This is a genomic window from Lachnospiraceae bacterium JLR.KK008, assembly GCA_037015955.1.
Taxonomy (GTDB): Bacteria; Bacillota; Clostridia; order Lachnospirales; family Lachnospiraceae; genus VSOB01.
On sequence record CP143548.1, the window covers coordinates 830,001 to 856,900 of the forward strand.

General features: G+C 48.3%; 20 protein-coding genes, 6 tRNA genes and 1 rRNA gene (1 of these 27 only partly in view). 22 read left to right on the top strand and 5 right to left on the bottom strand.

What is annotated here, in order from left to right:
* The 3 genes from V1224_04210 to V1224_04220 all read left to right on the top strand — a co-directional run.
* Nucleotides 1-2,832, top strand: a 23S ribosomal RNA gene (locus V1224_04210); it begins 51 nt to the left of the window's first position.
* 128 nt (nt 2,833-2,960) lie between these two features.
* Nucleotides 2,961-3,032, top strand: a tRNA-Asn gene (locus V1224_04215).
* Between the two features lie 448 nt (nt 3,033-3,480).
* Entirely contained in the window at nt 3,481-5,172 is a 1,692-nt protein-coding gene (locus V1224_04220; protein WWR16656.1) for an AIPR family protein, read from the top strand.
* Between the two features lie 238 nt (nt 5,173-5,410).
* Here V1224_04220 and V1224_04225 read toward each other — a convergent pair whose 3' ends face one another.
* Nucleotides 5,411-6,166 (bottom strand): MmcQ/YjbR family DNA-binding protein, encoded by a 756-nt coding sequence (locus tag V1224_04225; GenBank protein ID WWR16657.1) that lies wholly within the window; start codon nt 6,164-6,166, stop codon nt 5,411-5,413.
* 280 nt (nt 6,167-6,446) lie between these two features.
* On the opposite strand from V1224_04225, the gene V1224_04230 reads away from it, so the two are divergent.
* Nucleotides 6,447-7,757: a M18 family aminopeptidase gene (locus V1224_04230; protein WWR16658.1), complete on the top strand. Its 1,311-nt coding sequence runs from the start codon at nt 6,447-6,449 to the stop codon at nt 7,755-7,757.
* A 6-nt stretch (nt 7,758-7,763) separates the two neighbouring features.
* Here the strand turns inward: V1224_04230 and V1224_04235 are convergent, their stop codons facing one another.
* On the bottom strand, nt 7,764-8,369 hold the full coding sequence (locus V1224_04235) for a xanthine phosphoribosyltransferase (GenBank protein ID WWR16659.1): 606 nt from the start codon (nt 8,367-8,369) through the stop codon (nt 7,764-7,766).
* Nucleotides 8,370-8,586: 217 nt separating this feature from the next.
* On the opposite strand from V1224_04235, the gene V1224_04240 reads away from it, so the two are divergent.
* From V1224_04240 to V1224_04275, 8 genes are all read left to right on the top strand, one after another.
* Nucleotides 8,587-10,731, top strand: coding sequence for a methyl-accepting chemotaxis protein (locus V1224_04240; GenBank protein ID WWR16660.1), 2,145 nt, complete (start codon nt 8,587-8,589; stop codon nt 10,729-10,731).
* Between the two features lie 36 nt (nt 10,732-10,767).
* Nucleotides 10,768-12,951, top strand: a complete 2,184-nt coding sequence (locus V1224_04245; GenBank protein WWR16661.1) for an ATP-binding protein — start codon at nt 10,768-10,770, stop codon at nt 12,949-12,951.
* An 18-nt stretch (nt 12,952-12,969) separates the two neighbouring features.
* Nucleotides 12,970-14,271: an extracellular solute-binding protein gene (locus V1224_04250; protein ID WWR17421.1), complete on the top strand. Its 1,302-nt coding sequence runs from the start codon at nt 12,970-12,972 to the stop codon at nt 14,269-14,271.
* Nucleotides 14,272-14,367: 96 nt separating this feature from the next.
* Nucleotides 14,368-14,439 (top strand) — tRNA-Glu (locus V1224_04255).
* A 66-nt stretch (nt 14,440-14,505) separates the two neighbouring features.
* Nucleotides 14,506-14,579 (top strand) — tRNA-Ile (locus tag V1224_04260).
* 39 nt (nt 14,580-14,618) lie between these two features.
* Nucleotides 14,619-14,692 (top strand) — tRNA-Asp (locus V1224_04265).
* Between the two features lie 25 nt (nt 14,693-14,717).
* A tRNA-Val gene (locus tag V1224_04270) sits at nt 14,718-14,790 on the top strand.
* A gap of 18 nt (nt 14,791-14,808) precedes the next feature.
* A tRNA-Leu gene (locus V1224_04275) sits at nt 14,809-14,894 on the top strand.
* 107 nt (nt 14,895-15,001) lie between these two features.
* On the opposite strand, the gene V1224_04280 is transcribed toward V1224_04275, so the two are convergent.
* Nucleotides 15,002-15,691 (bottom strand): hypothetical protein, encoded by a 690-nt coding sequence (locus V1224_04280; protein WWR16662.1) that lies wholly within the window; start codon nt 15,689-15,691, stop codon nt 15,002-15,004.
* A gap of 254 nt (nt 15,692-15,945) precedes the next feature.
* Between V1224_04280 and V1224_04285 the strand changes: the two genes are divergently transcribed.
* The 7 genes from V1224_04285 to V1224_04315 all read left to right on the top strand — a co-directional run bounded on the left by V1224_04285 (nt 15,946) and on the right by V1224_04315 (nt 21,248).
* Complete coding sequence (locus V1224_04285) at nt 15,946-16,344, top strand: metalloregulator ArsR/SmtB family transcription factor (protein WWR16663.1); 399 nt, start codon at nt 15,946-15,948, stop codon at nt 16,342-16,344.
* Nucleotides 16,345-16,410: 66 nt separating this feature from the next.
* Nucleotides 16,411-16,632 carry a cation transporter gene (locus V1224_04290; protein ID WWR16664.1) on the top strand — a complete coding sequence of 74 codons (222 nt, stop codon included), beginning with the start codon at nt 16,411-16,413 and terminating at the stop codon, nt 16,630-16,632.
* Between the two features lie 48 nt (nt 16,633-16,680).
* Entirely contained in the window at nt 16,681-18,546 is a 1,866-nt protein-coding gene (locus V1224_04295) for a heavy metal translocating P-type ATPase (GenBank protein ID WWR16665.1), read from the top strand.
* Between the two features lie 12 nt (nt 18,547-18,558).
* On the top strand, nt 18,559-19,134 hold the full coding sequence (locus V1224_04300) for a hypothetical protein (GenBank protein ID WWR16666.1): 576 nt from the start codon (nt 18,559-18,561) through the stop codon (nt 19,132-19,134).
* Nucleotides 19,131-19,652, top strand: a complete 522-nt coding sequence (locus tag V1224_04305) for a cob(I)yrinic acid a,c-diamide adenosyltransferase (GenBank protein WWR16667.1) — start codon at nt 19,131-19,133, stop codon at nt 19,650-19,652. Before V1224_04300 ends, V1224_04305 begins: the two co-directional genes overlap by 4 nt.
* A complete protein-coding gene (locus V1224_04310; protein ID WWR16668.1) occupies nt 19,612-20,568 on the top strand; it encodes a ketopantoate reductase family protein in 957 nt (318 codons plus the stop codon). The genes V1224_04305 and V1224_04310 overlap by 41 nt, the downstream gene beginning before the upstream one ends.
* Nucleotides 20,569-20,621: 53 nt before the next feature.
* Nucleotides 20,622-21,248: an undecaprenyl diphosphate synthase family protein gene (locus V1224_04315; protein WWR16669.1), complete on the top strand. Its 627-nt coding sequence runs from the start codon at nt 20,622-20,624 to the stop codon at nt 21,246-21,248.
* A 2-nt stretch (nt 21,249-21,250) separates the two neighbouring features.
* Here V1224_04315 and V1224_04320 read toward each other — a convergent pair whose 3' ends face one another.
* A complete protein-coding gene (locus V1224_04320) occupies nt 21,251-21,793 on the bottom strand; it encodes a hypothetical protein (protein ID WWR16670.1) in 543 nt (180 codons plus the stop codon).
* 216 nt (nt 21,794-22,009) lie between these two features.
* Between V1224_04320 and V1224_04325 the strand changes: the two genes are divergently transcribed.
* Complete coding sequence (locus tag V1224_04325; protein WWR16671.1) at nt 22,010-23,923, top strand: type I phosphomannose isomerase catalytic subunit; 1,914 nt, start codon at nt 22,010-22,012, stop codon at nt 23,921-23,923.
* Nucleotides 23,924-24,294: 371 nt separating this feature from the next.
* On the opposite strand, the gene V1224_04330 is transcribed toward V1224_04325, so the two are convergent.
* Nucleotides 24,295-24,420, bottom strand: a complete 126-nt coding sequence (locus V1224_04330; GenBank protein WWR16672.1) for a hypothetical protein — start codon at nt 24,418-24,420, stop codon at nt 24,295-24,297.
* A 91-nt stretch (nt 24,421-24,511) separates the two neighbouring features.
* Here V1224_04330 and istA point away from each other — a divergent pair, with 91 nt between their 5' ends.
* Both istA and V1224_04340 read left to right on the top strand, forming a co-directional pair.
* Nucleotides 24,512-26,068 (top strand): IS21 family transposase, encoded by a 1,557-nt coding sequence (gene istA, locus V1224_04335; GenBank protein WWR16673.1) that lies wholly within the window; start codon nt 24,512-24,514, stop codon nt 26,066-26,068.
* Complete coding sequence (locus V1224_04340) at nt 26,065-26,832, top strand: ATP-binding protein (GenBank protein ID WWR16674.1); 768 nt, start codon at nt 26,065-26,067, stop codon at nt 26,830-26,832. Before istA ends, V1224_04340 begins: the two co-directional genes overlap by 4 nt.
* Nucleotides 26,833-26,900 lie beyond the last annotated feature (68 nt).

A 26,900-nucleotide genomic window follows, 5' to 3' on the forward strand; every position in this document is an offset into this window, starting at 1 on the left:
AAAGACGTGATAAGCTGCGAAAAGCTGCGGGGAGTGGCAAATACACAAAGATCCGCAGATGTCTGAATGGGGAAACCCCCATGAGGAAGACTCATGGATCCGTATATGAATCAAATAGTATACGGAGGGGAACCCGGTGAAGTGAAACATCTAAGTAGCCGGAGGAAAAGAAAGAAACATCGATTTCCAAAGTAGCGGCGAGCGAAATGGAAGGAGCCCAAACCGCCATGCGAGCATGACGGGGTACGGACTGCAGAAAAGACTGATGCGTATAGCGGAACAGTTTTGGGAAAGCTGGCCAGAGAGGGTGAGAGCCCCGTAGGCGAAATACAAGTCAGGAAAGCAGGATCCAGAGTACTGCGAGACACGAGAAACCTTGCAGGAAGAAGCGGGGACCACCCCGTAAGGCTAAATACTCCTTAGTGACCGATAGAGGATAGTACTGTGAAGGAAAGGTGAAAAGGACCCCGGGAGGGGAGTGAAAGAGAACCTGAAAGCCTGTGTTTACAAGCTGTGGAACTACTATGAGAGAAGTAGGACCGCGTACTTTTTGTAGAACGGTCCGGCGAGTTGCGGCATCTGGCAAGGTTAAGCGCGAAAAGCGCGGAGCCGAAGGGAAACCAAGTCTTAAAAGGGCGGTAAAGTCAGATGATGCAGACCCGAAACCGGGTGATCTATCCATGTCCAGGCTGAAGGTGCCGTAAGAGGTAGTGGAGGGCCGAACCCACATCCGTTGAAAAGGGTGGGGATGAGGTGTGGATAGGGGAGAAATTCCAATCGAACCCGGAGATAGCTGGTTCTCCTCGAAATAGCTTTAGGGCTAGCCTCGTCTTAGTCTGCCGGAGGTAGAGCACTGAATTTCCTAGGGGGCGTCAAAGCTTACCGAAGAATATCAAACTGCGAATGCCGGAGAGATGATGGACGGGAGTCAGACTGCACGAGATAAGTTGGGTAGTCAAAAGGGAAAGAGCCCAGACCACCGGCTAAGGTCCCAAAGTGCGTGTTAAGTGGAAAAGGATGTGGGATTTCAAAGACAGCTAGGATGTTGGCTCAGAAGCAGCCATACATTGAAAGAGTGCGTAATAGCTCACTAGCCGAGAGGTCCTGCGCCGAAAATGTCCGGGGCTGAAACACGCCACCGAAGCTGTGGAACCGCAAGGTTGGTAGAGGAGCATTCCTGAAGGCGGCGAAGCTGTACCGAAAGGAGCAGTGGAGTGACAGGAAGAGAGAATGCCGGAATGAGTAGCGAGATGGAGGTGGGAATCCTCCAGGCCGAATATCTAAGGTTTCCAGGGTAAAGCTGATCTGCCCTGGGTAAGTCGGGACCTAAGGAGAGGTCGAGAGACGTATCCGATGGACAACAGGTAGAGATTCCTGTACTGCTGTGAGACAGAACATGTGGGGACGCATGTGGAAAGTAGAAGCCGGGAATGGGAAGCCCGGTGCAAGCGCAGGAGGCGCATGGGAGGCAAAACCCCCATGCAAGCTAGAGGCGTTAAGCGGAGCGAAAGAAAGTAGCGAAGGATATGAGCCATGTGCCAAGAAAAGCTGCTATGGCTCTCACAGTACCCGTACCGTAAACCGACACAGGTGGATGAGGAGAGAATCCTAAGGCCGGCGGGAGAAGCATTGTTAAGGAACTCGGCAAAATGACCCCGTAACTTCGGGAGAAGGGGTGCCACAGTGATGTGGCCGCAGAGAATAGGCTCAAGCAACTGTTTAGCAAAAACACAGGTCTATGCGAAACCGAAAGGTGAGGTATATGGGCTGACGCCTGCCCGGTGCTGGAAGGTTAAGAGGAGAAGTCAGGCAACGAAGCTTTGAATTTAAGCCCCAGTAAACGGCGGCCGTAACTATAACGGTCCTAAGGTAGCGAAATTCCTTGTCGGGTAAGTTCCGACCCGCACGAAAGGCGTAATGATTTGAGCGCTGTCTCAACAATGCACCCGGTGAAATTGAAGTGCCAGTGAAGATGCTGGCTACCTGCGCCAGGACGGAAAGACCCCATGGAGCTTTACTCCAGCTTGATACTGGGATTCGATGCTGTATGTACAGGATAGGTGGGAGGCTAAGAAGTGATGACGCCAGTTGTCACGGAGCCGATGTTGGGATACCACCCTTGCAGCATTGGGTTTCTAACCTGCGCCAGTGAGCCTGGCGGGGGACAATGTCTGGCGGGGAGTTTGACTGGGGCGGTCGCCTCCGAAAGGGTATCGGAGGCGCTCAAAGGTTCCCTCAGAATGGTCGGAAACCATTCGCAGAGTGCAAAGGCAGAAGGGAGCTTGACTGTGACACCGACGGGTGGAGCAGGTACGAAAGTAGGACTTAGTGATCCGGTGGTATAAAGTGGGATTGCCATCGCTCAACGGATAAAAGCTACCCTGGGGATAACAGGCTTATCACTCCCAAGAGTTCACATCGACGGAGTGGTTTGGCACCTCGATGTCGGCTCATCGCATCCTGGGGCTGTAGCAGGTCCCAAGGGTTGGGCTGTTCGCCCATTAAAGCGGTACGCGAGCTGGGTTCAGAACGTCGTGAGACAGTTCGGTCCCTATCCGGCGCAGGCGTAGGATATTTGAGAGGAGCTGTCCTTAGTACGAGAGGACCGGGATGGACGGACCGCTGGTGTACCTGTTGGGGACCAACCCCATGGCAGGGTAGCCAAGTCCGGCAGGGATAAACGCTGAAGGCATCTAAGCGTGAAGCCCCCCTCAAGATGAGATATCCCACGAAAGGTAAGACCCCTTAGAGAGAATGAGGTAGATAGGACGCAGGTGGGAGTGCAGCAATGCATGAAGCAGAGCGTTACTAATCGGTCGAGGGCTTAACCAAGGGAAGAAAGAAAAGGGATAGGAAGATGTTGTAAGTGATGATTTCAATGTTCGGTTTTCAGGGCATGGCCGTAAGGCGTTAAGAGGGAAGAAGTATAAGAAAGAGAATGCCTTGAAAGAGGAAGATAATCCTCGATAGCTCAATGGTAGAGCACTCGGCTGTTAACCGAGTTGTTGTAGGTTCGAGCCCTACTCGGGGAGTTAAAGCAGATATTCAGAAAACCTGTAGACATGATTGTTTACAGGTTTTTGCGTATTTCACGTCTCTTCTGAAAAAACGGGTACGAAATATACGGCAAAGGTTAATGCAACCGTAGTGATTACATACCACTTTTAATGCTGGAAGCTGCTGGAAATAAAAATTGGGAGACTTATTTTGTATTTTAAAAAATTAATAGTAACTGATAAATGAAACGGGAGCGCGCTGCAATTCCTATTCCTGATGTGATTGTCTGACAATGATTAGTGTCTGATGAAAGGGAATTGCAAGTCAATTTGAAAGCATGAGGGAAATTTATTTACGGATTTTGGGCTATATGTTATACTTTAATAAGTGAGAGTTAGTACTTTGCCTAAAAATATATCAGCAAGGTGTATTATATAATTAAATGTTTGATTATGTAATCAATCTTAAAGGTAGGTGTGTATTATGGATATAGCAAAACAAATCATTGATCAAAGAATAAATAAGATATTAGAAAGTAATCGGGAAATTTTTACTGACAATGATAATGAGAGAAACCGCTCCAAAGCATTTTTGGTGTTAGGAGTTGCTGCATATTTAGACATTGATTTGACGGAGGCAGTACAGTATCTGACTGATGGGGGAAATGATGGGGGATTTGACGCAGCATATATTGTGGAGGCACAGGATTCACAATTAAATGTAGTATTGTTCCAATCAAAGTATTCAAGAAAACTGGATAAAGACAGTAATTTTCCAGCTAATGCAGTTGAAAAAGCTGTGAATACTATAAAATGTGTGTTTGATCCTTCTACGCATATTGAATTAAATGTACAGAGTAGAAAAAAAGTAGAAGAGATTCGATCTTTTATATTAGATGGTGCAATTCCATATGTGACATTTGTGATGCTTAATAATGGTCTGGCTTGGAATCAAGAAGGTCAGAATCATATTAATAATGCTTTTGCAGGTCAGTGTCAAGTTCGATTTGAGCATTTTTCCCATATTGATATTATGCGGTATATTAACAGGGAACAAGTAATTAATACACAAATCTCTTTGAGTGGAAAGGCTATTCAGGAAAACTTTAATTATAAACGAGTACTCCTTGGACGTGTTTCCGTAATGGAAGTATACAAATTGATGGAAGAATTTGGGGATAGTCTGCTGGAAAAAAATATCCGTCGCTATTTAGGAAAAAATGTAATTAATGATGGAATCACAGAAACTCTATTGGATACAGATAAACGTCAGAATTTTTTCTTTTTCAATAACGGGGCAACAATGATTTGTAAAAAATTTAGTTTTAATGCATTGCAGGAACAGAATTGGATGGTTAAAGCGGATGATTTACAAATCATAAACGGTGGACAAACATGTAAAACGATACATCAGACTGTAAAAGAAAATACCAATCTGGATTTTTCACAGACATATTTGTTAGTACGTCTTTATGAAGTTGAAGACACTGAAAATCCGGGTATCATTCAGGATATTATTTATGCGACAAATAGCCAGAATCCGGTGGACTTTAGAGATTTAAAATCAAATGATGAATGTCAAGGGATTTTGGAAATCGGCGCACATGATTTGGGATATGTCTATAAACGAAAGAGAGATAATGCCTTAAATATAAATGTTATACCATCGACAGTCGCGGCTGAGGCTGTTTTCGCAGTATGGCGTGAATGTCCGCATTTGGCAAAATATAGACGTAATGAATTTTTTGATAAATACTACTCATTGATTTTTGATAACTTGAATGCTGCTCAGATGGTGATTGCGGTACTTATATTTCGTTATTGTGATAATAATAGAAAGAAAGAGAGTGAACTGGACGGAATTAAGGAGCATCGATTGTATAGTCAATATTTTATGGCATATATGATAGGTAAGCAAATTTTAAAAGGGTTGGGTATTACATTACAAAAAATCACCCATATTAATTTTTATGAAATAAAGAATTATTTTGATCAAAACAAAGAATTGATGTATAGTAGGGCAGAACAGGCAATGGCGGATATCCTGAAAGACTACTTTAACAATGAAAGTCTGTCGGAGATAGATGGACGAACGATGGCGGCAGCATTTAGGAGATTTGATATCATAGAACGTTATCTAAAAAATGAAATATGGTGGGAAGCAAATATGGAATAAGAAATCCGATTTTGTTTATAGTTAGTTGCCAAAGAGGTTTTACAGTATGTAATCGCACCCGTCGGTAGAGCACTCGGCTGTTAACCGAGTTGTTGTAGGTTCGAGCCCTACTCGGGGAGTTAAAGCAGATAATCAGAGAAGCCTGTAGACATGATTGTTTACAGGTTTTTGTTATGCGATAGGAATTCCCCCCCCGGGGTTCCTATCGCATAAGTAATAAAATGTACAGCATAGTATTTTATTTCGTATTTAAGGCTTCACTGAGGCTGTAGGGGATTCCGCGTGGCCCTCTTACGGCAGAGATTCCGTATGTTTCTTTTAAGATGCTGAATGGAAACGTGTCAGGTGAATACCGCTTAAACAGCTTAATTTTCATCAGTGACTGGATTGTGAGATTTTTATCTGCATAATCGTAGGGAATCTCTGTCTCTGTTACTCTGCACTGAAAGAGAATTGCGGAAACGGGAGCACCGACATACATATAAACCGTATCGTTCTTTTTAATGCCTCTCCCCTGTTTCCAGTCGATGATGTTGTCCTTGTCAAAGGCGCGTTCAATATCATAATATTTCGGATTCGCGGGAACGAGCCATTCTTTTGGCGGGCGGAGTTTTTGCTTTCCCTGCCTCGATGCGGTGACGAAAAAACTTTTATCAAGCAGTTCGCAGATTTCTTCGAAGGGAACCGTACCGTCAAGAAGGATGGAGACCCAGTTGCCCCGGCGGATATGATAGCCTTTGAAATACCCTTCCTGCCGGATGAGCATATCGGCAAAGAGAGGATCGTCCAGTTTAATATTGAGAATATCCGTTCTCTCATCATCTGGCAGCCCTAATTTACTGCGGGGAATATTCATAATCAAACCATACCACTTGTTGTTATCCTCATGCCGGAAAATCGCATCTTCAGGAAAGCGGCTCCAGAGGTATTCCGGTCTGCTATTATATTTGTTTTTTATATAGGAATAAATCTGTTCGCGCATTGTATTTATCATCCCCATCATCCCCATGTTTGGTATCCTTGATTTTTTTGTTGAAGCCAGTATAATGAAACAACAGAGAAAAGTCAAGATGATTTCCAGGACTGTCCTTTTCAGACGGTTATGAGAGACAGGAATTATGGGAAAACAAAGAGAAATTATGGGGAAGCGAAAAGGAATTTTCAGGAAATGCCGCTTCCGGCTCGTTATTCTGGTGCGGTATGGGAACTAATATCAGAGTTGTTTGAATGATGTATTAAGATGCGATGAAAGAATGTGACAGGGAGGGAAAGGCATGTACAGGAAAATATCTCAGGAGATGACAGATTTCATAAAGGAGTGTCCAACTGCGTTTCATGCGGTGGAGAAGATTGGAGAAGAGCTTGCAAATCACGGATTTGAAAGGCTTAGAGAAAATGAGGAATGGCAGATTCAGCCTGGCGGGAAATATTATGTGACAAGAAATGATTCAAGCATTATAGCATTTGACGTTGGAACAGAGACGGAAACGTATGGTTTTCATATTGCAGCTTCCCACAGCGATTTCCCGACGTTTAAGATAAAGGAAAACGCAGAGATCGAAGTGAAGAAAAAGTATATGCAGTTAAATACGGAAGGATACGGAGGGATGCTCTGTGCGACATGGTTTGACCGACCGCTTTCTGTTGCGGGGAGGGTGGTCGTAAAAGAGGAAAATCATTTTACCACAAGGCTTGTGAATATTGACCGCGATTTACTGGTGATACCGAGCATGGCAATCCATATGAACCGGGCGGCGAACGACGGTTATGCGTATAATAAGCAAGTGGATATGCTTCCTTTATTTGGCGGAGCCGGCAGTCAGAAAGGCGACTTCAGAAAGTTGATCGCAGAGGCGGCAGGTGTTACTGAGGAAGCTGTCTACGGAAGCGATCTTTACTTGTATAATCGGGAAAAGCCGTCCGTGTGGGGTGCGAAAGAGGAATTTATATCAGCGCAGCATCTGGATGACCTGCAGTGTGCCTTTGCGTCTTTAAAGGGGTTTCTGGAAGGCCATCCGGCGGGGAGCGTCAATGTCTATGCCTGCTTTGACAATGAAGAAGTAGGGTCCGGCACGAAGCAGGGAGCCGGTTCTACCTTCTTACATGACGTTCTCCGACGGATTCATATGGGGCTTGGGAAGTCGGAGGAGGATTATTACCGCGCAGTCGCAGAAAGTTTTATGATAAGTGCGGACAATGCCCATGCAGTGCATCCGAATCATCCGGAAAAAGCAGATGTGGAAAATTGTGTGTACATGAATGAAGGAATCGTTGTCAAATCTCATGCTGGACAGAAGTACACGAGCGATGCGGTGAGTATCGCGTTATTTCGGGAGATTTGTGAGAAGGCGGGTGTCCCGCTGCAGTTTTTTGCCAATCGTTCTGATGAGACAGGTGGTAGTACGCTTGGCAATATTTCTGCGGCAAAAGTTTCCCTGAATGCCATAGATATTGGTCTGCCGCAGCTTGCCATGCACTCTGCCTATGAAACGGCAGGAGTAAAAGATACCTGTTATATGATCAAAGCCATGAAACAGTTTTTCTCCACCTGTTTCCGTGAGAAGAACGGACAGTTTTATTTATGAGAGGTTTTAAGAGGAGAGGGACTGGCCTTCGTCCTGCTTTCGAAAGAGGATCTGACCGGTTGCCGCGTCCATGCTGTCGATGATGGCCAGGGATTCAAGGCGGTAACCGAGATTGCGTATGATCTGGCCGCCGGGCTGGAAGCCTTTTTCTATGGCGATGCCGATTCCTTCCAGAGCAGCATGTGCCTGCGATACGACGGAAATCAATCCCTGCAGGGCGCAGCCATTTGCGAGAAAGTCATCAATGATCAGAACATGGTCCGTCTCATTTAAAAATTTTCTGGAGACGATAATCTGATTGACACATTTGTGGGTGAAGGATTCCACTTCCGCTGTGTACAGGTCACCTTCCAGATTGATACTTTTTGATTTTTTGGCGAATACTACGGGCACGTTGAAACATTCGGATGCCACACAGGCAATTCCGATCCCCGACGCTTCAATGGTCAGTATTTTTGTGACGGGTACGTCAGAAAAACGCCGCTTCCATTCTTCGCCCATTTGACGGAATAATGCTGTGTCCATTTGGTGATTGAGAAAGCTGTCTACCTTTAGCACATGATTCTCTTTTACAATGCCGTCTTTTCGTATTCTTTCTTCCAGAATATTCATAATCGTTTCTTCCTTTGTCCATTGCGGGTAATTATAGCTGTTTTTATTGTAACATGTGGGAAATTAGTTGTAAATAAAGGCATGGGACGCTCGGCTTCATGCTTTTTTGCTGTCTGAAGAAAATCATGGTGGAAGGGGCAAAAACGAAATTGACTTCCAATATGGTTATAGATATAATATTATCGTCTGTAATAAATGATAAACTGGAGGGAAATTCATGTTACACAAGGAAAAGAATGCTGAGTCATTGCACTTTAACGAAAACAGCAGTCTCAGCAAAAAAATCATCACCAAAATGGCTGGAATGGTCATCATCATTTTTGTTCTGACTGTCTTGATGTCTGCTTTTTTTGCCGCAGTAGCATTGATTCGGGTCAACAGAGAGAAATTGGCGGCGGTCGCGTATGAAAATGCGTTTCTTATGGCCAATGATATTGAAAATGCCTATGGCAAGGCAGTTGGATTTTCCGGTTCTATCCGTAATATTTCCACATTGGATCCGTCAGCGCAAAGGAGTGCGATCGACAATGCTCTTGTAGGTCTGATGGAAGGCGGGGACGGTTTTACGACCGGGTTTGCTTATTTTGAACAGAATGTCATTGCAGATGCCAATGGCGAACCTTATGAAGTACATAAAAAAGACATCGCTTATGAAGCGGTTGTATATCCGAACGAAGAAAATACAGGATATGTTTTTGAAAAGCATGAAGATGCGTTTGATAATTTTGAAAAAGAATATTATATGGAGATCAAGGAGACCGGCGAGCCCTATGTTATGGACCCCTATGTCTATGAATTGATGGGAAAGAATATCATGATGATCAGTATTATCGCTCCCGTCTGGGATGCAGAGGGAGCGTTCTATGGAGTGGCCGGTGTCGATGTGGGTCTTGACGATATGCAGAATAACCTGCTGGTCAGCACTGACTATAATTCCGCACATCTGGTAGCACTTGCGGAGGATGGGACGATTCTGGTAGATTCTGCCGATGGCACGAAAGTAGGCCGCAATGCCTCTGAGGTCGGTTATGATGTCATGCTGGAAGATGCAGGTACGATTCAGGCCATGCCGGAAGGGGAGTATGGAAACAGTAACTCTGTCATTAGAAGAAGTAAAAATTTCGGCACGGGCAGACAGGGCGTTTCGGTTGCCATTCCCTTATCGGTCGGCGGAAAGACGCAGTGGACACTGCATCTGACAGTTGACAGTAGAGAGTTTTACGGTGACATCGTAGATGGGGCGGTGAAATTGTCCGTGATTGTTGTGCTGCTGGGGATTTTATTGCTTGTCGTAGTGAACCGGATCATTATCAAGTCTCTGGGACCGATCCGGCAGATCACAGACGGAGCAGCGAGACTGGAATCCGGTGATCTCAACATCCATATTGATCTTCAGTCTGATGATGAACTGGGACGTCTGTCGCAGGCGTTTAATCATATCAGTACCACGATCAGCAACTATGTCAAAGACATCTCAGAGCGTCTTTCTCAGATGGCGGAAAACGATATGGATGTCACTATTACACAGAATTATATCGGGGATTTTATTCCCATTCAGGCGTCCATTGAGAAAATCGTGCAGTCTTTGAATGACACGCTGCATCAGATCGTACTTTCGGCAGATAAAGTTTCGGTCAGCTCGGAGGACGTATCATCCGGGGCTAAAGTGCTCTCAGATGGAACAACGGAACAGGCGGCGGCGATCGACGAGCTTGCTGCTTCCATAGAAAGTCTGGCAAAAGATGTGACAGCGAATGCAAATGATGCACAGGAGGCCAACGCTACCGTTTCCGAAGTGGGCCGGAGCATCCGGGAAAGCAATGCGGAAATGAAGAAACTTGTTCAGGCCATGGAGGCCATCAGTGAGTCATCCGGTCAGATCGAGAAGATCGTCAAAACGATCGAAGATATAGCGATGCAGACGAACTTGCTGTCTTTGAATGCGTCGATCGAGGCGGCGAGGGCAGGTGCGGCAGGAAAAGGATTTGCGATTGTGGCCAGCGAAATCAGGGAGTTGGCGGAAAAGAGTGCGGAGGCAGTGAATCAGACGGCGGCGTTGATCGAAGGTTCTCAGATGGCGGTTGAAAATGGCATGAGTATTGTTGACAATACGGCGAAGTCATTGGAGGCAGTCGTGAAAGGGTCTGAAGAAGTTGTAAGTTCTATGGATAAGATCAATAATGCTTCCCAAAACCAGAGAGTTGTGTTGGAACAGCTCACGGAAAATGTGGATCTGATCAGTCATGTCGTACAGACGAATTCTACGTTTGCGCAAAACAGTGCGGAGACGAGCGAAAAGCTGTCCGACCAGTCCAAGCGTCTGCATGAGCTGGTCAACCGGTTCCATTTGAAGCAGATGTAAAAAATTGTAATATAATAATTGTGACGGAGAGTGGAAGTGAAGGAGAGGCGGAATATTAAAAAGGTAGATGCGGGTGTTTCGCTTTTGATTTCCATAATATTGGTGTTTTGCATTTTAGGAGCGGTAGTGTTTTCCGTAGTGCGGAAAATATCTGTCGAAATGTCCGCATCGGCGACGCAGAATCTGAGCGAAAGTCTGGATTTGATTAAGTGCACGTTGGAGGCAATCTTAAATAAAGAAGCAGAATACCAGAAGATCATGGCGCAGGAGATCGCGGCGGCGGGGGATCCGGAGGAACTGGTCCATTCCCTTCGGAGAAGCGAGACGATGGCGAAAGTGTCTCTCATAATGGCGGGAGAGAGTGAGGGAATCTCGAGTACAGGGGAAAGGTTTTCCGCTGCCGAATTGGATTTTTCTGCGGAGGGTATGGTAAATGGGCTGGCAGTTTCCCAATCTTATCTGAACTATATGGGAACATGGGCTTACACGATGAAATGCCCTGTCGAACAGGGGAATAAGGAGATTGGAACACTCTATATTGAATACACGTATGATTCTTTTGACAGAACACTGCCTGAGGGGTTCTACAACAAACAGGCAATGCTTTATATCATGGATGCAGAGACAGAGCGACTTGTGCTGAAGCCGAAAGGAATGGGAGAGCGAAGCGCCGGACATTTGAACCTGCAGGATTTTTACCGGGCGAATGATATTCTGGATGAAAAACTGCGGAAGGAAGTTTCTGCGTGTGTGGAGAGCGGAAAAAATATTTTGTTTTATCATGACATCAGAGGAAAAGATTCTCTGAACTATATGTGGGCAGTGAACGGAGGAACGATCTATCTGATCGGCTATGTGCCCGTCGAAGCGATCCAGCAGGAAGGAAGGACTGTCAATCAGAACATTTTCATTGTTGTCTTTGTGATGCTGACCGCATTTTTTCTCTGTTGTCTGTTGTATTATTTTAATCAGAGGCAGCGGATCAAGATCAGAAAAGAGCGGGAAGCCGAAAGAGATCTTCATCATAAGCGGTTGGCGGAGGCTTTGCAGGCGGCGCAGGCGGCAAGCAATTCGAAAACGATGTTTCTTTCTAATATGTCGCATGACATTCGCACACCGATGAATGCAGTCCTTGGGTTTACGACACTGCTTGCCAAAGATGCCGAGGACCCGGAGAAAGTGCGCGAATATACGAAAAAGATCGCCGCATCCGGACAGCATCTGCTCAGTCTGATCAATGACATTCTTGATGTCTCCAAGATCGAGAGTGGGAAGGTCGTGCTTAATGTAGCGGAATTTACACTGGAGGATCTTGTCTCCTCCGTGGACGCAATCATCCGTCCGATGGCGAGAGACAGGGAGCAGGCCTTTCACATTGAGGTGAGAGGGATCCGTTTTCAACATCTGCTCGGTGATGAGACGAGAATCAATCAGATTTTGATCAATCTTCTGTCCAATGCTGTAAAATATACGCCCAAAGGCGGTAATATCTGGCTGCGCATGAGCGAATTAAAACAGCGCTCCAGCCAGTATGCGCGTATCCGGATTGAGGTAGAGGATGACGGATATGGGATGACGCCGGAGTATCTGGAGACGATATTTGAAGCCTTTACAAGGGCGGAGAACAGTACGACCAATAAAGTACAGGGAACAGGTCTCGGTATGGCGATTACGAAGAATATCGTTGAGCTGATGGGCGGGACGATTGATGTCTCCAGTGAGTTGAACAAGGGCAGTCTTTTCCGGGTTGAGCTGGAGTTTCGGATACCACAGGAACGTGCGGAGAACAGGAAAAAGGACGATCCGGAGCAGGAAGAAAGCGCCAATCTGGAAGGGATGCGTTTTCTTGCCGCGGAGGATAATGAGATCAATGCGGAGATTCTCACGGAGCTTCTGGCAATGGAAGGCGCCGAATGTGAGATTGCCGAGAACGGATGTCTGGCAGTAGAGCGGTTCCGGTGTTCGCTGAAGGGGGAATTTGACGCAATCTTAATGGATGTCCAGATGCCGGTCAAGAATGGTTATGACGCGACGAGAGAGATCCGGGCGCTGGCCCGTGATGACGCCCGTGAGATACCGATTATAGCGATGACGGCGAACGCTTTTGCGGAAGATGAAAAGGCGGCGCTGGATGCAGGAATGAACGCGCATCTGGCGAAGCCGATTGAAGTGGAATTGTTAAAGAAAGTTATCGGACAGTATACAAGGCGAGGGGAATAGCGCGTGAAAAGAAAATGGATGAAGGCTGCGGGAAAGATGGCTGCAGTCTGCCTGACAGGGATAGCAATGTTGGCGCTGGCTGCCTGCGGCGCAGAGCGTGATGATACCAATGTGATTATATCCGGCGAGAGTAATGACAAAGTGGTCAATCTGTTCAGCCCCATGGAGAAGACGGATCCTGATGTGGAAAATGTAGCGCGGACTGCGTCAGACCTGACGGTAATCATGGCAGAAGAGAAGCTCGGTGTAAATGTGGCATACAGGACTTATACGGCTGAGGACTATCAGGATAAGACTTATGACGAAGTCGCACTTGACCGTGTGCGAAGCAATATGGATGATATTTATCTGCTGAATGCAGATGTGATCCTGAAACTGGGCGAGGAAGGAGAACTGGCAGACTTGTCAGGACTCTCCTGTACCCAAAACCTGAAAGATATAGTGAAAATGGGAAATGTCGTGGACGGGAAGCTGGTGGCGATACCCCAGGAAGTGGTGGCATACGGATTGTTTGTCAATAAAGATATGTTTGACCAATACGATCTTGCCCTGCCGGAGACACCGGAAGAGTTTCTGGAGTGCTGCCGGGTATTTCAGGAGAATGGGATCGAGACACCGGTTGGCGCCAACCGGTGGTGGCTGGAAACGTTTGTTTTCGCGCAGGCATATGCGGACTTGTACAACGGCGGAAATACGCAGGAGGAGATCGCAGCGTTAAACAGCGGAGAACGTAAATACAGTGAGTATATGAGGCCGGGTTTTGAATTCCTGAAGGAGTTAATGGACTGTGGCTACATCGATGCGGAAAAAGCATATGTGAGCGAGGCGATTGAAGGAGAAGGGCCGGATTTTCTGGCGCAGAAGACACCGATCGTCATGGCGTACTGGGGTGCGGCGAACACAGAGACGTCATACGGGAATCCGGATTTTAACATGCTTGTGATCGGTTTTCCGAGCAGTCGCGGACAGATGCCGGTTATTTCGATGACTGGTTTTGCGGTCGGCGTCAATGCCGGACATCGGGAAGATGCAATGCGTACGCTGGATGTCATGCTCTCTGATGAAGCGCTCAAAGTCTATGCGGAGACGAACCGGGTGATCTCTCCTTCCAAAAATGTGGAAGTGGATTGTATTCCCGCATTGAAACCGCTGGATGACAAGATACGGGATAATGTCTGCGTCCTTGGCTCTAATGCAGGCATGAAAGTAGAGCAATGGGGAAATACCTGTCTGATCGTAAGAGAACTGTTAAACGGCGCTACGGTGGAGGAGTGCATGGCGCAGTTCGACAAACTTCAGGAAGAATCCTTGCGGAAATAACAGATTTCCTCTTGTCAAATTACCGGAAGTGTGGTATCATAACTTTCGTTGAGGCTGCCCGAAAGAGCATCTGGAGATGGACAGGGCAGCCGGAATGGCTCCGTGGTCAAGCGGTTAAGACATCGCCCTTTCACGGCGGTAACACGGGTTCGATTCCCGTCGGAGTCACTGGAAGTTTTAGTTGACAGTTGTCTGTCCAGCATTTATTATTGTTTATGACCCGTAAGGGTTTGCGGACCTTTAGCTCAGTTGGTTAGAGCAACCGGCTCATAACCGGTCGGTCCTGGGTTCGAGTCCCCGAAGGTCCATTTATCCAGGAAACAGTATTTATTACAGATGATATATTTGGCCCAGTGGCTCAGTTGGTTAGAGCGTCGCCCTGTCACGGCGAAGGTCGTCGGTTCGAGTCCGATCTGGGTCGTTGTACGAAAGTTTTGTCATATCAGGGGATCTTAGCTCAGCTGGGAGAGCATCTGCCTTACAAGCAGAGGGTCATAGGTTCGAGCCCTATAGGTCCCATCGGTCAGCAATGGTCGTGCCGCAGTGGCGGAACTGGCAGACGCCCGGGACTTAAAATCCCGTGGGTAGTGATACCCGTACCGGTTCGATTCCGGTCTGCGGCAGGAAAACCCCTTTTTGAAAGGGGTTTTTTGTATTTTGTTACAGGAAATTATCGGAGAATCCGTGGATGATATTTCCGTGACCTTTGTCAATGCAGACAGAGGAGAAGTTATTTCGACGCTGCTTTCAAGGGATCAGTAGAAGAATGTGCTTCCGGGCGGGCAAAAAAGCGGCTCACCGGTCGGTGGAACAGATCGAGCAGCCACCCGAAACAGACCGCGTTTAATATCGTACCCTCCCGGACTGTAATACCATTGTGACCAATTATACTGATGAGGACGGCGAGAGCAAGCAGGCAGAGGTCAGAGAGCTGCTTGTACTGTCCGAGTGTGAAGCGGGACCGTTCGGATAACAGTTTGAGAAAGCCTTCCAGCGGAACACGGAGTGTCCCGGACTCCAGTGTCAGGGAGACACCGAATGCGTTCAGGGCAAAACCGGCAATCAACAGTAACAGTCTGCACAGATAGGGGACGGATTCGATGTATCGTTCCAGTACGTCGTAGAGGACGAAATTGAGTACGACCGCCCCGTAAAAAGATACGGCCAGCTGCAAGAGCTGATATAATCTGAAATCCTTTTTTTCGATCAAAAATTGCGCCAATACAAACAGGGACTGGAAAAGGAACGCGATCGTTCCCATCTTTATGGCTGTGAGCATAGAGAGGGCATATTGAAACGCACCTACCGGTCCCTGTCCTACGTCAGCGAAGGCGCAGAAAGCGGATCCTGTGTAGGACAGGGTAATCCCCAGTATCATAAAGACATATCTGTAAACGCTGCTCTCAAACAGTTTTTTCATCAGTCACCTCTTCTTTTGTTCTGCCGCCTTTTGCAGGCATCTATGATCCATGCAGGGGACGTCGCAGACGTCTGAGCGGCGTGTACTCTCATTTTCTCCGTTACAGTATATCTCATAGAAACAGATTGCACAATACATAGGAAGGCTACGCTCAGGTGTGGCGGGCAGTTTCCAGTCTGATTGATTCGTTAATAAAAAATACGGTTGACAGAACTCTGTCAGATGATATAATGAACATATGAACAATTATTCATATGATAAATATCAGAGAAAAGGGAGGAGATGCCTTGCGGGAAAAAGACATAAGGATAGAACAGTGCGAATGCACCCATACGCACGCACAGCTCAAAGAGCAGGTGATGAGACAAATGCCGGAGGAAGAGAAGCTGAGTGAACTGGCGTCGTTTTTCAAAGTATTTGGCGATGTGACAAGGATTCGTATCTTACATGCGCTTCTCTGTTCGGAGATGTGTGTCTGCGATATGGCACAGATTTTGGATATGACGCAGTCAGCGATCTCTCATCAGCTCCGGCTGCTGAAACAGATGGCGCTGGTTAAGAACCGGCGGGAGGGCAAAACAGTATTTTATTCTCTTTCGGACGGACATATCGCCACGATACTCAGTCAGGGAACCGAGCATATCGAGGAGTGATGGGAGCCGGTAACGGGAAGGGAACTTATGCTATTATAATTCATAATAAACATGGAGGAAAGAAACATGATCAGAACTTATATACTGGAAGATTTGGACTGTGCACACTGCGCGGGCAAGATTGAAGACGAGGTGGCAAAACTGGATGGAGTGACAAAGAGCACAGTGACACTGCTGACACAAAAGTTGGTGGTTGAGGCAGATGAGACAAAGGCACGGACATTGACCAAAGAGATCAAAAAAATTGTCAAAAAATATGAACCGGATGTTACGGTGATTGAAAAATAAAAGAGCAGGGAGATCAGACATCGGAATTCCGGTGAGAAGGAGAAAGAAATGACAAAGAAATTAAAAAAGAGGCTGTACCGGATCTTTCTCGGCGCGGCGCTTTTTGCAGCGGCTCTTCTGGTCGAAGGGGTGTGGGGAGAGCGGTATCCCAATGCTGCCCTGATTGCCTTTCTGGCCGCATTTCTCGTGAGCGGCGGCGATGTGGTGAAAAAAGCGGCTGTAAACATTGTCGGTGGTCAGGTGTTTGACGAGAATTTTCTGATGGCGCTCGCCACCGTCGGCGCTTTTCTGGTCGGCGAGTATCCGGAAGGGGCGGCGGTCATGCTGTTCTATCAGGTGGGGGAGTGGTTCCAGAGCTACGCGGTCAATCAGTCAAGAAGATCGATCAGGGAGTTGATGGACATCAGGCCTGATTATGCCAATGTGATGCGGGGCGGAGAGATTCTGACAGTCTCACCGGAAGAGGTCGCGCCGGGAGAGCGGATCACAGTCAAACCGGGAGAGCGGGTTCCGCTTGACGGGGTGATCGAAAGAGGAAATACGACGCTGGATACGATGGCGCTGACGGGGGAGAGCCTTCCGCGGGAAGCCGGCGAAGGAGATGCGGTGATCAGCGGCTGTGTCAATCAGTCGGCAGTGATTGAGGTGCTGGTAACAAAAGGATTTGGGGAATCGACGGTATCGAAGGTGCTGGAACTTGTAGAAAACGCGAGCAGCCGCAAATCGGAGAGCGAGCATTTCATTTCCAGATTCGCGCGCTGGTATACGCCGGCTGTCGTCGGCCTTGCTCTGCTGCTGGCTGTCATCCCGCCGCTGCTTCTTAGCGGTGACTGGGAGACATGGATTTATCGCGCGCTGTCCTTTCTCGTTGTCTCCTGCCCGTGTGCGCTTGTGATTTCGATTCCGCTGAGCTTTTTCGGTGGGCTTGGCGGTGCGGGGAGAGCCGGCGTGCTGGTCAAGGGCAGTAATTACCTGGAGGCGCTCACACGGACGGAAATCGTTGTCATGGATAAGACGGGTACACTGACAAAAGGAAACTTTGTCGTAAAGAGGATCGTGCCGGCGGAAGATACGCCGGAGCGCGCATCTGAGCTTTTGGAGTTGGCGGCATATGCGGAGAGTGGTTCCAATCATCCGATCTCAAGATCACTGCTACAGGCATACGGGAAAGAAATCGACAGAAGCAGGCTCTCTGGCCTGGAGGAAGAGGCCGGCTTCGGGGTTCGCGCCTCTGTCGACGGCAGGAAGGTCATTGCGGGCAACCGGCGCCAGATGGAGCGAAACGGTATCTCCTGCGGTCAGGCGGAGGAAACGGGAACAATCGTCTATGTTGCCTGTGAAGGGATGTATACGGGGTATCTCGTGATCGGTGATGAGATCAAAGAGGACGCGAAGGCGGCGGTATCCGGGCTGAAGGCGTCCGGTGTCCGGGATATTGTCATGCTGACCGGGGACCGCAGGGCGACGGCGGAGGCGGTGGCCGGGGAAGTGGGCATCGATCATGTATATGCGGAGCTGCTTCCCGGCGATAAAGTGGAGCGGATGGAAGCGCTGATGCGTGAGAAGTCCAGGGACGGCAAACTTGTATTTGTCGGGGACGGTATGAATGACGCACCCGTGCTCGCCCGCTCGGACATCGGGATCGCCATGGGCGGTCTCGGCAGCGATGCGGCCATTGAGGCGGCCGATGTGGTGATCATGACAGATGAACTTTCCAAGATCGTACGGGCAATGGAGATTTCCGGGCGGACATTGACGATCGTGAAGCAGAACACGGTCTTTGCCATCGGTGTCAAAGCGCTGATTCTTGTGCTGGCGGCCTGCGGAGTGGCTTCAATGTGGGCAGCAGTGTTTGGCGACGTCGGTGTGGCAGTCATTGCGATCTTGAACGCCATGCGGGCATTGAAAGCGTGAGGAATCTAACCTATGAAACAGGCAGGATTGACGGTTGAACTGACAAAGGCAGAGAGAGAAGAGATGGCGGACCGCTATCATTTTGAGCGCGCGCAGCTGCCGCAGATAACGGCATTGTATGAGGCAACGCTGCCTCTGCTCCGTGTGCAGGCGTGTTTTGAAACGGCTGCGCCCGCATACGGGCATGAGAGAAGCGTATTTTGTGCCGTGACGCTGGGAGAGACGTTTGATGCGATGCAGGCGCTTTACAGTGATGCAGGCGCTATGTCGGAGACGTATTTTCTGGAGTGCATCGGCAATACATTGTTGGAGAAAGCCTGTCAGAGACTGGGGGATATGCTCCGAGAGGAGACGGGGCTGTCTCTGGAACGCCTTGAATTTCCGGGCACGCATATACCGATGGAACAGATGGCGGATATGATACAGGCTCTGGCAGCAGGACAAACAGAATTTATCGTGACATGCAGTGAGGTATATGTACTGCGCCCGAAAAAGAGTGTCGTATTCCGGGGCATTCTCGGAGAGACGTGTGGGGAGCAGAATATATGCGCGAATTGTCCGAGGAAGGAATGTGAGAACAGACGATGATACAACTGTACTGTGGAGACGGAAAAGGGAAGACGACAGCGGCGGTAGGGGCGGCGGTGCGGGCGGCCGGCCGGGGCAGGAATGTCATATTTGCCCAGTTTCTGAAAGGACAGGAGACAGGAGAGCTGCGGGTCCTCTCAGAAATAGCGCATGTCCGTATTCTCCGGTTTGCGCGTCCGTACCCCTTTTATGCGCAGATGACGGAAGGGCAGAAGCGGGAACTTACAGACTTTTACGGATGGATGCTGGAGGAGATCGACAGCGCGCTGCGCTTTGGAAGCGCTGATTTTGTTGTCCTCGACGAGATCACACATGCGTGCAGGTTACGGATGGCAGATGAGAGAAAGCTGGAACAGATACTTGCTCTCGGGAAAGAGGCACCGGAAGTGGAAATTATTTTGACGGGGAGAAGGCCATCTGCCAGAATGACGGCAGAGAGCGATTATATTTCGGAGATCAGAAGCGTCCGCCATCCGTATGAGAAGGGAACTGAGGCCAGAGACGGGGTGGAGCGATGAGCGGAAAGGAGAACAGAGGATGAAGATCGAGACGATAGACATTGTGGGGCTGGGTGCCCTGGGGGTTATGTATGCGGATTTTTTTACAGGAAAGCTCGGCAGGGAAAAGGTGCGTGTGCTGGCAGACCGAAACAGGATCGAGCGGTACGAGAGAGAGGGGATCGTCTTTAACGGCCGGCCGTGTGTTTTAAATTATCAGGACGCTGCGGCGCAGACCCGCCCCTGCCAGCTGCTCTTATTTGCAGTGAAATACGGCGCGCTGGAAGCGGCAATGGAGGAAGTGGCGCATCTGGTGAACGAAGATACAATCCTTATCTCCGTGTTAAACGGGATTCGCAGTGAGGAAGACCTGGGACGGAAATTTGGCAGAGAGAATGTCGTGCACTGCATCGCACAGAAGATGGATGCGCTGCGGGAGGGGAACAAAGTGATCTGTATGAATCAGGGAGAACTGGCGCTCGGTGTCATGGAAGGAGGCAGGGAGGAAACTCTTCATGCCGTGACCTCTTTTTTTGATGAGACAGGTTTTGCCTACTGCTGTCCGGAGAATATTCGTCAGGCGATGTGGAGCAAGCTGCTTTGCAATGTCGGCGTGAACCAGACGGTTTCGCTCTGTGCGGGCACGTTCCGCACGGTACAGACCGAAGGAGAACCGAGAGAGATGATGAAGGCGGCAATGAGGGAAGTCGTGGCCGTGGCCAATGCCGAGGGCGTCGCACTGTCTGATGCGGATATTGTACGGTGGCTGGTTGTGATCGACGGCCTCAATCCGGATGGAGAGCCTTCCATGCGTCAGGACAGCAAGGCGGGCAGGAAGACGGAAGTGGACCTCTTTGCCGGCACGATCTGTCAGCTTGGCAGAAAGCATGGCCTTGCCACACCTGTCAACGATATGTTTCTGGAAAAGATAAAATAAGACGGGATTGTATCAAGACGGGCAGCCCCGGCAATACTCATCATAGGTGATGGATGATGAGCAGACAAAAACCGCAGCATATCGGTATCATTCCCGACGGCAACCGCCGCTGGGCCAAAGGACATGGGATGGAAAAGCAGGATGGCTATGCCTTTGGCCTGGAACCGGGTCTCGCGCTTTTGCGTCAGGCCAGGGCAAGCGGGATTAAAGAGATCACATACTATGGGTTCACTGTGGACAACTGTAAACGCCCGGCAAAACAGTTTCGGGCGTTTCAGCGCGCGTGTGTGGAGGCAGTCGGCCTGATTGCGCAGGAGGGCGCCGATCTGCTTGTGATCGGCGACAGTTCTTCCCCGTGTTTCCCCGGGGAACTGTTGCCCTATACCGAGCGGACACAGGTGCAGGGCGGCGGTATCCGCGTGAACTTTCTCGTCAACTATGGCTGGCAGTGGGATCTGTCCCATATGAAAACGGATGGTCAGCCCTTTTCCCGGGATATTTCCCGGATTGATCTGATCATCCGCTGGGGTGGTATGAGGCGACTGTCCGGATTTCTGCCGATCCAGTCTGTGTACGCAGATTTTTATGTGGAGGAAAAACTGTGGCCGGACTTCGCGGAGGAAGATCTTACACGCGCTCTTTCCTGGTATGCGCAGCAGGATGTGACGCTGGGCGGTTAGTGTCAGTGGTCTGGCCTGACGGTCTGCACAGATTCTTTTTCTTTCAGTTCTTCTTTCAACAGTTCCTGTTTTTCAAGTTCTTCTTCCGTCAGCTGTTCCGTTTTCAGTTCGTCCAGCATCTCTTCCGTGAGTGTATCGATCTCATCGAAGATCTCTTCCAGCATGCCATCGTTTTCTTCTGCTCCGGAAGCCTCTTCGGCAATCTCTTTTTTCTTTTCTTCCGCTGTCTTCGGTTCCAGCTCTTTGATTTTTTCGGCGATCTTTTCCCCCATTTCTTTGGCTTCTTCCAGGACATGGAACATTTGTTCCTGATTATAAGCCATTTTGACTGCGGCGATCTGGTCTTCATACGTATGGTACATTTCCAGCTTGCGGGCAATTTCTTCCGGTGTGCCGCATTCCATGCTTTTCAGTCCATGTTTACGCTCCTCCAGATAATCGATCTGGCTGTCGGCTTTCTGTTGGCGCTGCAGCCTTTCCCTTGTGCTTTTGAGCGCGGTGTTCTGATATAATGGCTGGCCAAAGCCGTGCCTTGAAATATTCATAAGGTCTGCTCCTTTCCTGTCTGCGAAAAGCAGAAAACTGTATTTGCATACAATATCGTACTATTTTCCGTCCGGTATTAGGCCGTTGTCATAAAACAATGTCCGTATGTTATGAAACGAGGACGGTCAACGTTTTGCTTTATGAAGACAGCAGCGCAGACAGGCTGAATCTTCTGCGGTTGTGGCAGTTGTAACCTGTCCGAGGTTGACAATTTCATGAGAATCGATTTTAATGAAAGTAAGATCAGGGCAAGGGAAAAGGCAGCAAACAGACAGGAGAAAAAGGTGGGCATTTTAAAACTAAGGCCGAGCTGTAAAGATTATATCTGGGGCGGACGCAGGCTTGTGGAAGAATATGGCAAACAATATGAAGGGGAGATTCTCGCGGAAACATGGGAGCTGTCCTGCCATCCCGACGGGCCGTCTGTCATCGCGGAAGGTGTACATGCGGGAAAGACGCTGCAGCAGTTTATCGAGGAGCAGGGCAAGGAAGTACTCGGCACTCATTGCAGGAGGTTTCGGGATTTTCCGATTCTGATCAAACTGATTGATGCCAGGGACAATCTGTCGATCCAGGTTCACCCGGATAACCGGTATGCTCTGAAAAACGAGGGACAGTATGGTAAGACAGAAATGTGGTATGTCATGGATGCCGGCGAGGATGCCTTTCTGTATTATGGGTTTCAGAGGGAGATCAGCAGGGAAGAATTTGCGCTCAGAATACGGGAAGATACGCTGCTGGAAGTGCTTCATGCAGTGCCGGTACAAAAGGGAGATGTCCTGTTCATCGAATCGGGGACGATCCATGCGATCGGCAGGGACATACTGATCGCAGAGATTCAGCAAAATTCAAATGTGACTTACCGGGTCTATGATTATGGCAGGAACGGCGAAAAAAGAGACCTGCATATTGAGAAAGCGCTTGCCGTCACTAACAGGGTACCGATCATCAAGGATAAGAGCAGTTATCCGCACGTGGCGGACTGTGATTATTTTACGGTTGATAAGCTGAATCTGGATGGTATTATGATGAAGAAGATGGAAGGCAGCGTGACAGAGCGGTCTTTTGTGAGTATTCTTGTGTTGGACGGCGAAGGGGCGATCTCCTGTCAGGGTGAGACTCTGCCTTACCGGAAAGGTGACAGCTTTTTCCTGGCGGCGGGAAGCGGCGCCTATAATGTGGAAGGGAGCTGTGACGCTCTGGTCACGACGATCCGTGAAAAGGCCGGACCGGTCCGCATTGGGGTTCACATTGGAACCGCTGATACGAGGATTGGTCTGGTGGATGTGCATCAGAAGGTGATCGCGTCCAGGGTGATCGCCACAAAAGCCGGACGGGGAGCGAAGATTGTGGCCGCAGAGACAGCCGCAGTCATCTCAGAGCTGCTGGAACAGGAGGGGATTTCTATGGACCAGTGTACAGGGATTGGAATCGGTGTTCCCGGAACGGTGGACTGTAAGAATGGCATCGTTCGGTATTCCAATAATATCCGCTGGGAGAACGCAGATCTGGCCGGGGCGTTTGGCAGGCTGTTTCCACTTCCGATACGGGTCGCCAACGATGCGGATACGGCTGCGCTTGGTGAAGCGGCAGCAGGCGCGGGCAGAGACTATCGGGATATGGTTATGCTCACGCTGGGAGCGGGTGTGGGCAGCGGAGTCATTCTGGACGGGAGAATCTATGAGGGCGGCAGATTTGGCGGTATTGAGCTGGGACATATGGTCATCGCAGAGAACGGAAAACCGTGTACCTGCGGCAGAAGGGGCTGTCTGGAAGCCTATGTGTCGGCATCGGCTTTGTCGAGGGAGACGGAAAGAGCGCTGGGAAAGGCGATGACATTGCAGGAATTGTTCGAGATGGCAGCAGGCGGCGATACCGGGGCGCAGGCTGTGGCAGATGATTATATGCGGAAGCTGGGAACCGGCATTGCAAACATCGTAAATGTCTTCCGTCCACAGCTTGTACTTTTGGGCGGTGAGGTCGGACAATGTGGAGAGTGGCTGCTGGAATCTTTGCGGCACATTGTGCAGAGAGATTGTTTTGGAGGAATGTATGGAGAGATTCCGGAGGTGGAAGCGGCGGCTCTGGGCGAGGAGGCAGGGGTGATCGGCGCGGCCAGTCTGCTGTGAGTGGAAGAACGTTTCCCTGTCTGCAGAGAATAGTGTCAGGTCATGAAAAAATTGTTGACATCTGCTTGACTCTGTGATAAATTATCAATAATCAAAACCGATGAGGCGGAGATAACGGTAGTTGTGCACTTCCAGAGAGTCCGGGCAGGTGGGAGCCGGACAGAACGCAGATTATCAAATGGACCGCTGAGGGTACGGGGGAAAGGCTTGGCTAAGCCGAGTATATCGTAACGTATGGCATACGTCAGTTGCCAGGGATATGTTAGTATCCTGCAAAGTGCATGGACTTTCCATGAAACAAGGTGGCACCGCGGGTCATTAGTATTTGCTCGTCCTTGACAATGTTTATTGTCAGGGGCGTTTTTTTGTTTTCATTTTTTCGGGAATTTCCCTGACTGAATATTATCCTCCTTGGGAGCCACCAGTTTCCCGCTTGAGAGCCATCCGGAATGGATATTTTCCACCTTCAGAGCCACCACAACATATTGTGCTGCCATGTATATTTGATTTTATTATGGATCTCCTTATAGTTATTTCTGGAGAACTGCAAATGCAGTATCACCAAATAATCTATAAGGAGGTCTTTTTATGTTTAAGAAGACAAAAGTCAGAAGCATTCTCGAACTTCTGGGAAAAAATCTAAGCGCAAGGGAGGTATCAAAAGTTTTAGGTGTATCCAGAAACACCGTCGCCGAAGTTCAGGCATTGTTTTTACAGTCAGGCAGATCGTGGGATGATATTTCTGAATGGGATGACGACAGACTCTATGGACTGTTTTATCCGGATAAGTTTAAATATAAGCCCAGATATGCACCGGTTGATTATTCTTACGTCCATAAGGAATTAAAGAAGACAGGCGTCACAGAGAAGCTCCTTTGGGAAGAATACTGTGCCAGATGTGAGAAAGACGGGGCACGTGCATGTTCTTATATAACATTTGCTAAAAATTATAAGAAATTTACGGCAGATAAAAACTATACGAGCCACATAGAACACAAACCCGGATTAGAGATTGAAGTTGACTGGTCCGGCCCTGCAATGAGCTATACGGAGCCGGATACCGGGGAACGTATAACAGCATACCTGTTTGTTGCAACTATGCCCTACAGCCAGATAAGCTATGTGGAAGCCGCAGCCAGTATGGATGAAAAAGCATGGCTTTCCTGTCATGTAAACATGTTCCGGTTTTTTGGCGGGACACCGGTAAAAGTTGTCTGTGATAACTTAAAAACCGGAGTGACCTCACATCCTAAAAGAGGTGAGATCATACTAAATGAGGCGTATCTTTCGCTTGGCGAGTATTATTCCGTAGCTATCATGCCAACAGGCGTCAAAAAGCCAAAGCAGAAAGCAAGTGTGGAAGGGAGTGTGGGTAAGATTGCCACGGCTGTTATCGCAAAACTCAGAAATGATACCTTCCCATCATTAGCCGCATTAAATGCCGGAATCCGAAAAGCGGTAAAAGAATTCAATGACAAGCCTTTCCAGAAGCGCCCCGGAAGCCGCCGGAGCATCTTTGAAACGGAAGAAAAACCATACTTGAGAGCCCTGCCGCTTATTCCCTATGAAGTCTGTGAATGGTCTTATGGGCATAAAGTCGGCAGCAACTCTCATATATGGTGGAACAAAGGTCAGTATTCCGTTCCATACAGGTATATCGGATACAAGGTGGATATCAAATTTAACAGCCATCTTGTATTTATCTATTATAACAGAACAGAGATAGCAAAGCATCCGATACTTTCCAAACATATGACAAACGGTATGCGGACAGAGCAAGCCCATCTTCCTTTGCCGCTCAAAAAAAATCTGTCAGTGGAAGATCTCTGTGACAAAGCAAGGGAAACAGGCCCCAAAACATTTGAGGTAATCCGCAGGATGTTTGACGAGGCAAAAGTGAAAGAACAACCCATGCAGACAGCAAGAGCCATACTTTCCATAGCGGATATCTATACACCGGAAGTCCTTGAAAAAGCATGTGATAAAGCGCTCAGGCAATACCATATGCCTTATTATAAGACTATATATTCCCATGCCAGGAGCATAAACAGTGCAAAAGAACTCACAGAGTTCAAGGAAAACAATCAGAAATTCGGAATTGTCAGAGGCGCAGATTATTACAAAAAAAGGAGAGACGACAAATGAACATTGAAATAAAAAAGAGTTTATCGGTATTAGAATTAAGCGACCTTGCAAGAATCATAGAAATGCAGGAAAAAGATATAAAACTTGTGGATCTAAGCTACGAAAAGCGTTTGGAACTGCTTCTGGAAACACTGATACAGGAACGGGAGAACAGGCTCATAAACAGACTGATCAGGAATGCTTACTTTAAATATCCTAGCGCAAGCTTGGAATCATTGGATTACGATTCCAGACAGATAAAAAAGTCCACGATCCTGAATCTGGCCACAATGGGATTTGTTTCCAATGCAACAAATCTTGTCATCACAGGACCGACCGGCGCTGGAAAGACTTACCTTGCATGCGCCCTTGGCGTGGAAGCGTGCAGACAAACTTACAGGGTTTTGTATATCAGGATGCCTGACCTGATGCGTAACTTTGAGAATCAGAACGACAACCTCAGGGAGCTTACAAAATACAGGAAAAGGATCGGCAACTATCAGATCCTTATCCTTGATGAGTGGCTTAATTACAAAATTTCCGAAAAAGACGCCAAGAACCTCTATGAGCTGTTTGAACAGCGCAGCGGGAATCATTCCACCGTCTTTGTCGGACAGTATCCTGTCGATGAATGGCATGGCAGGCTCGGCGGCGGAACGCAGGCAGATTCCATCATGGACAGGATTATCCATAATGCCTATGAAATCCCTACAAATGAAACAAACCTGAGAAAGCTGTATGATTCAAAGAAACTGAAAAAGCTTGTTGACGAAATAGAATCATGATCGTCTGAATAAGCTATACATGTTATTGCCTCTGTTGTATTTTGAAGCAACAGAGGCAGTACTACTAT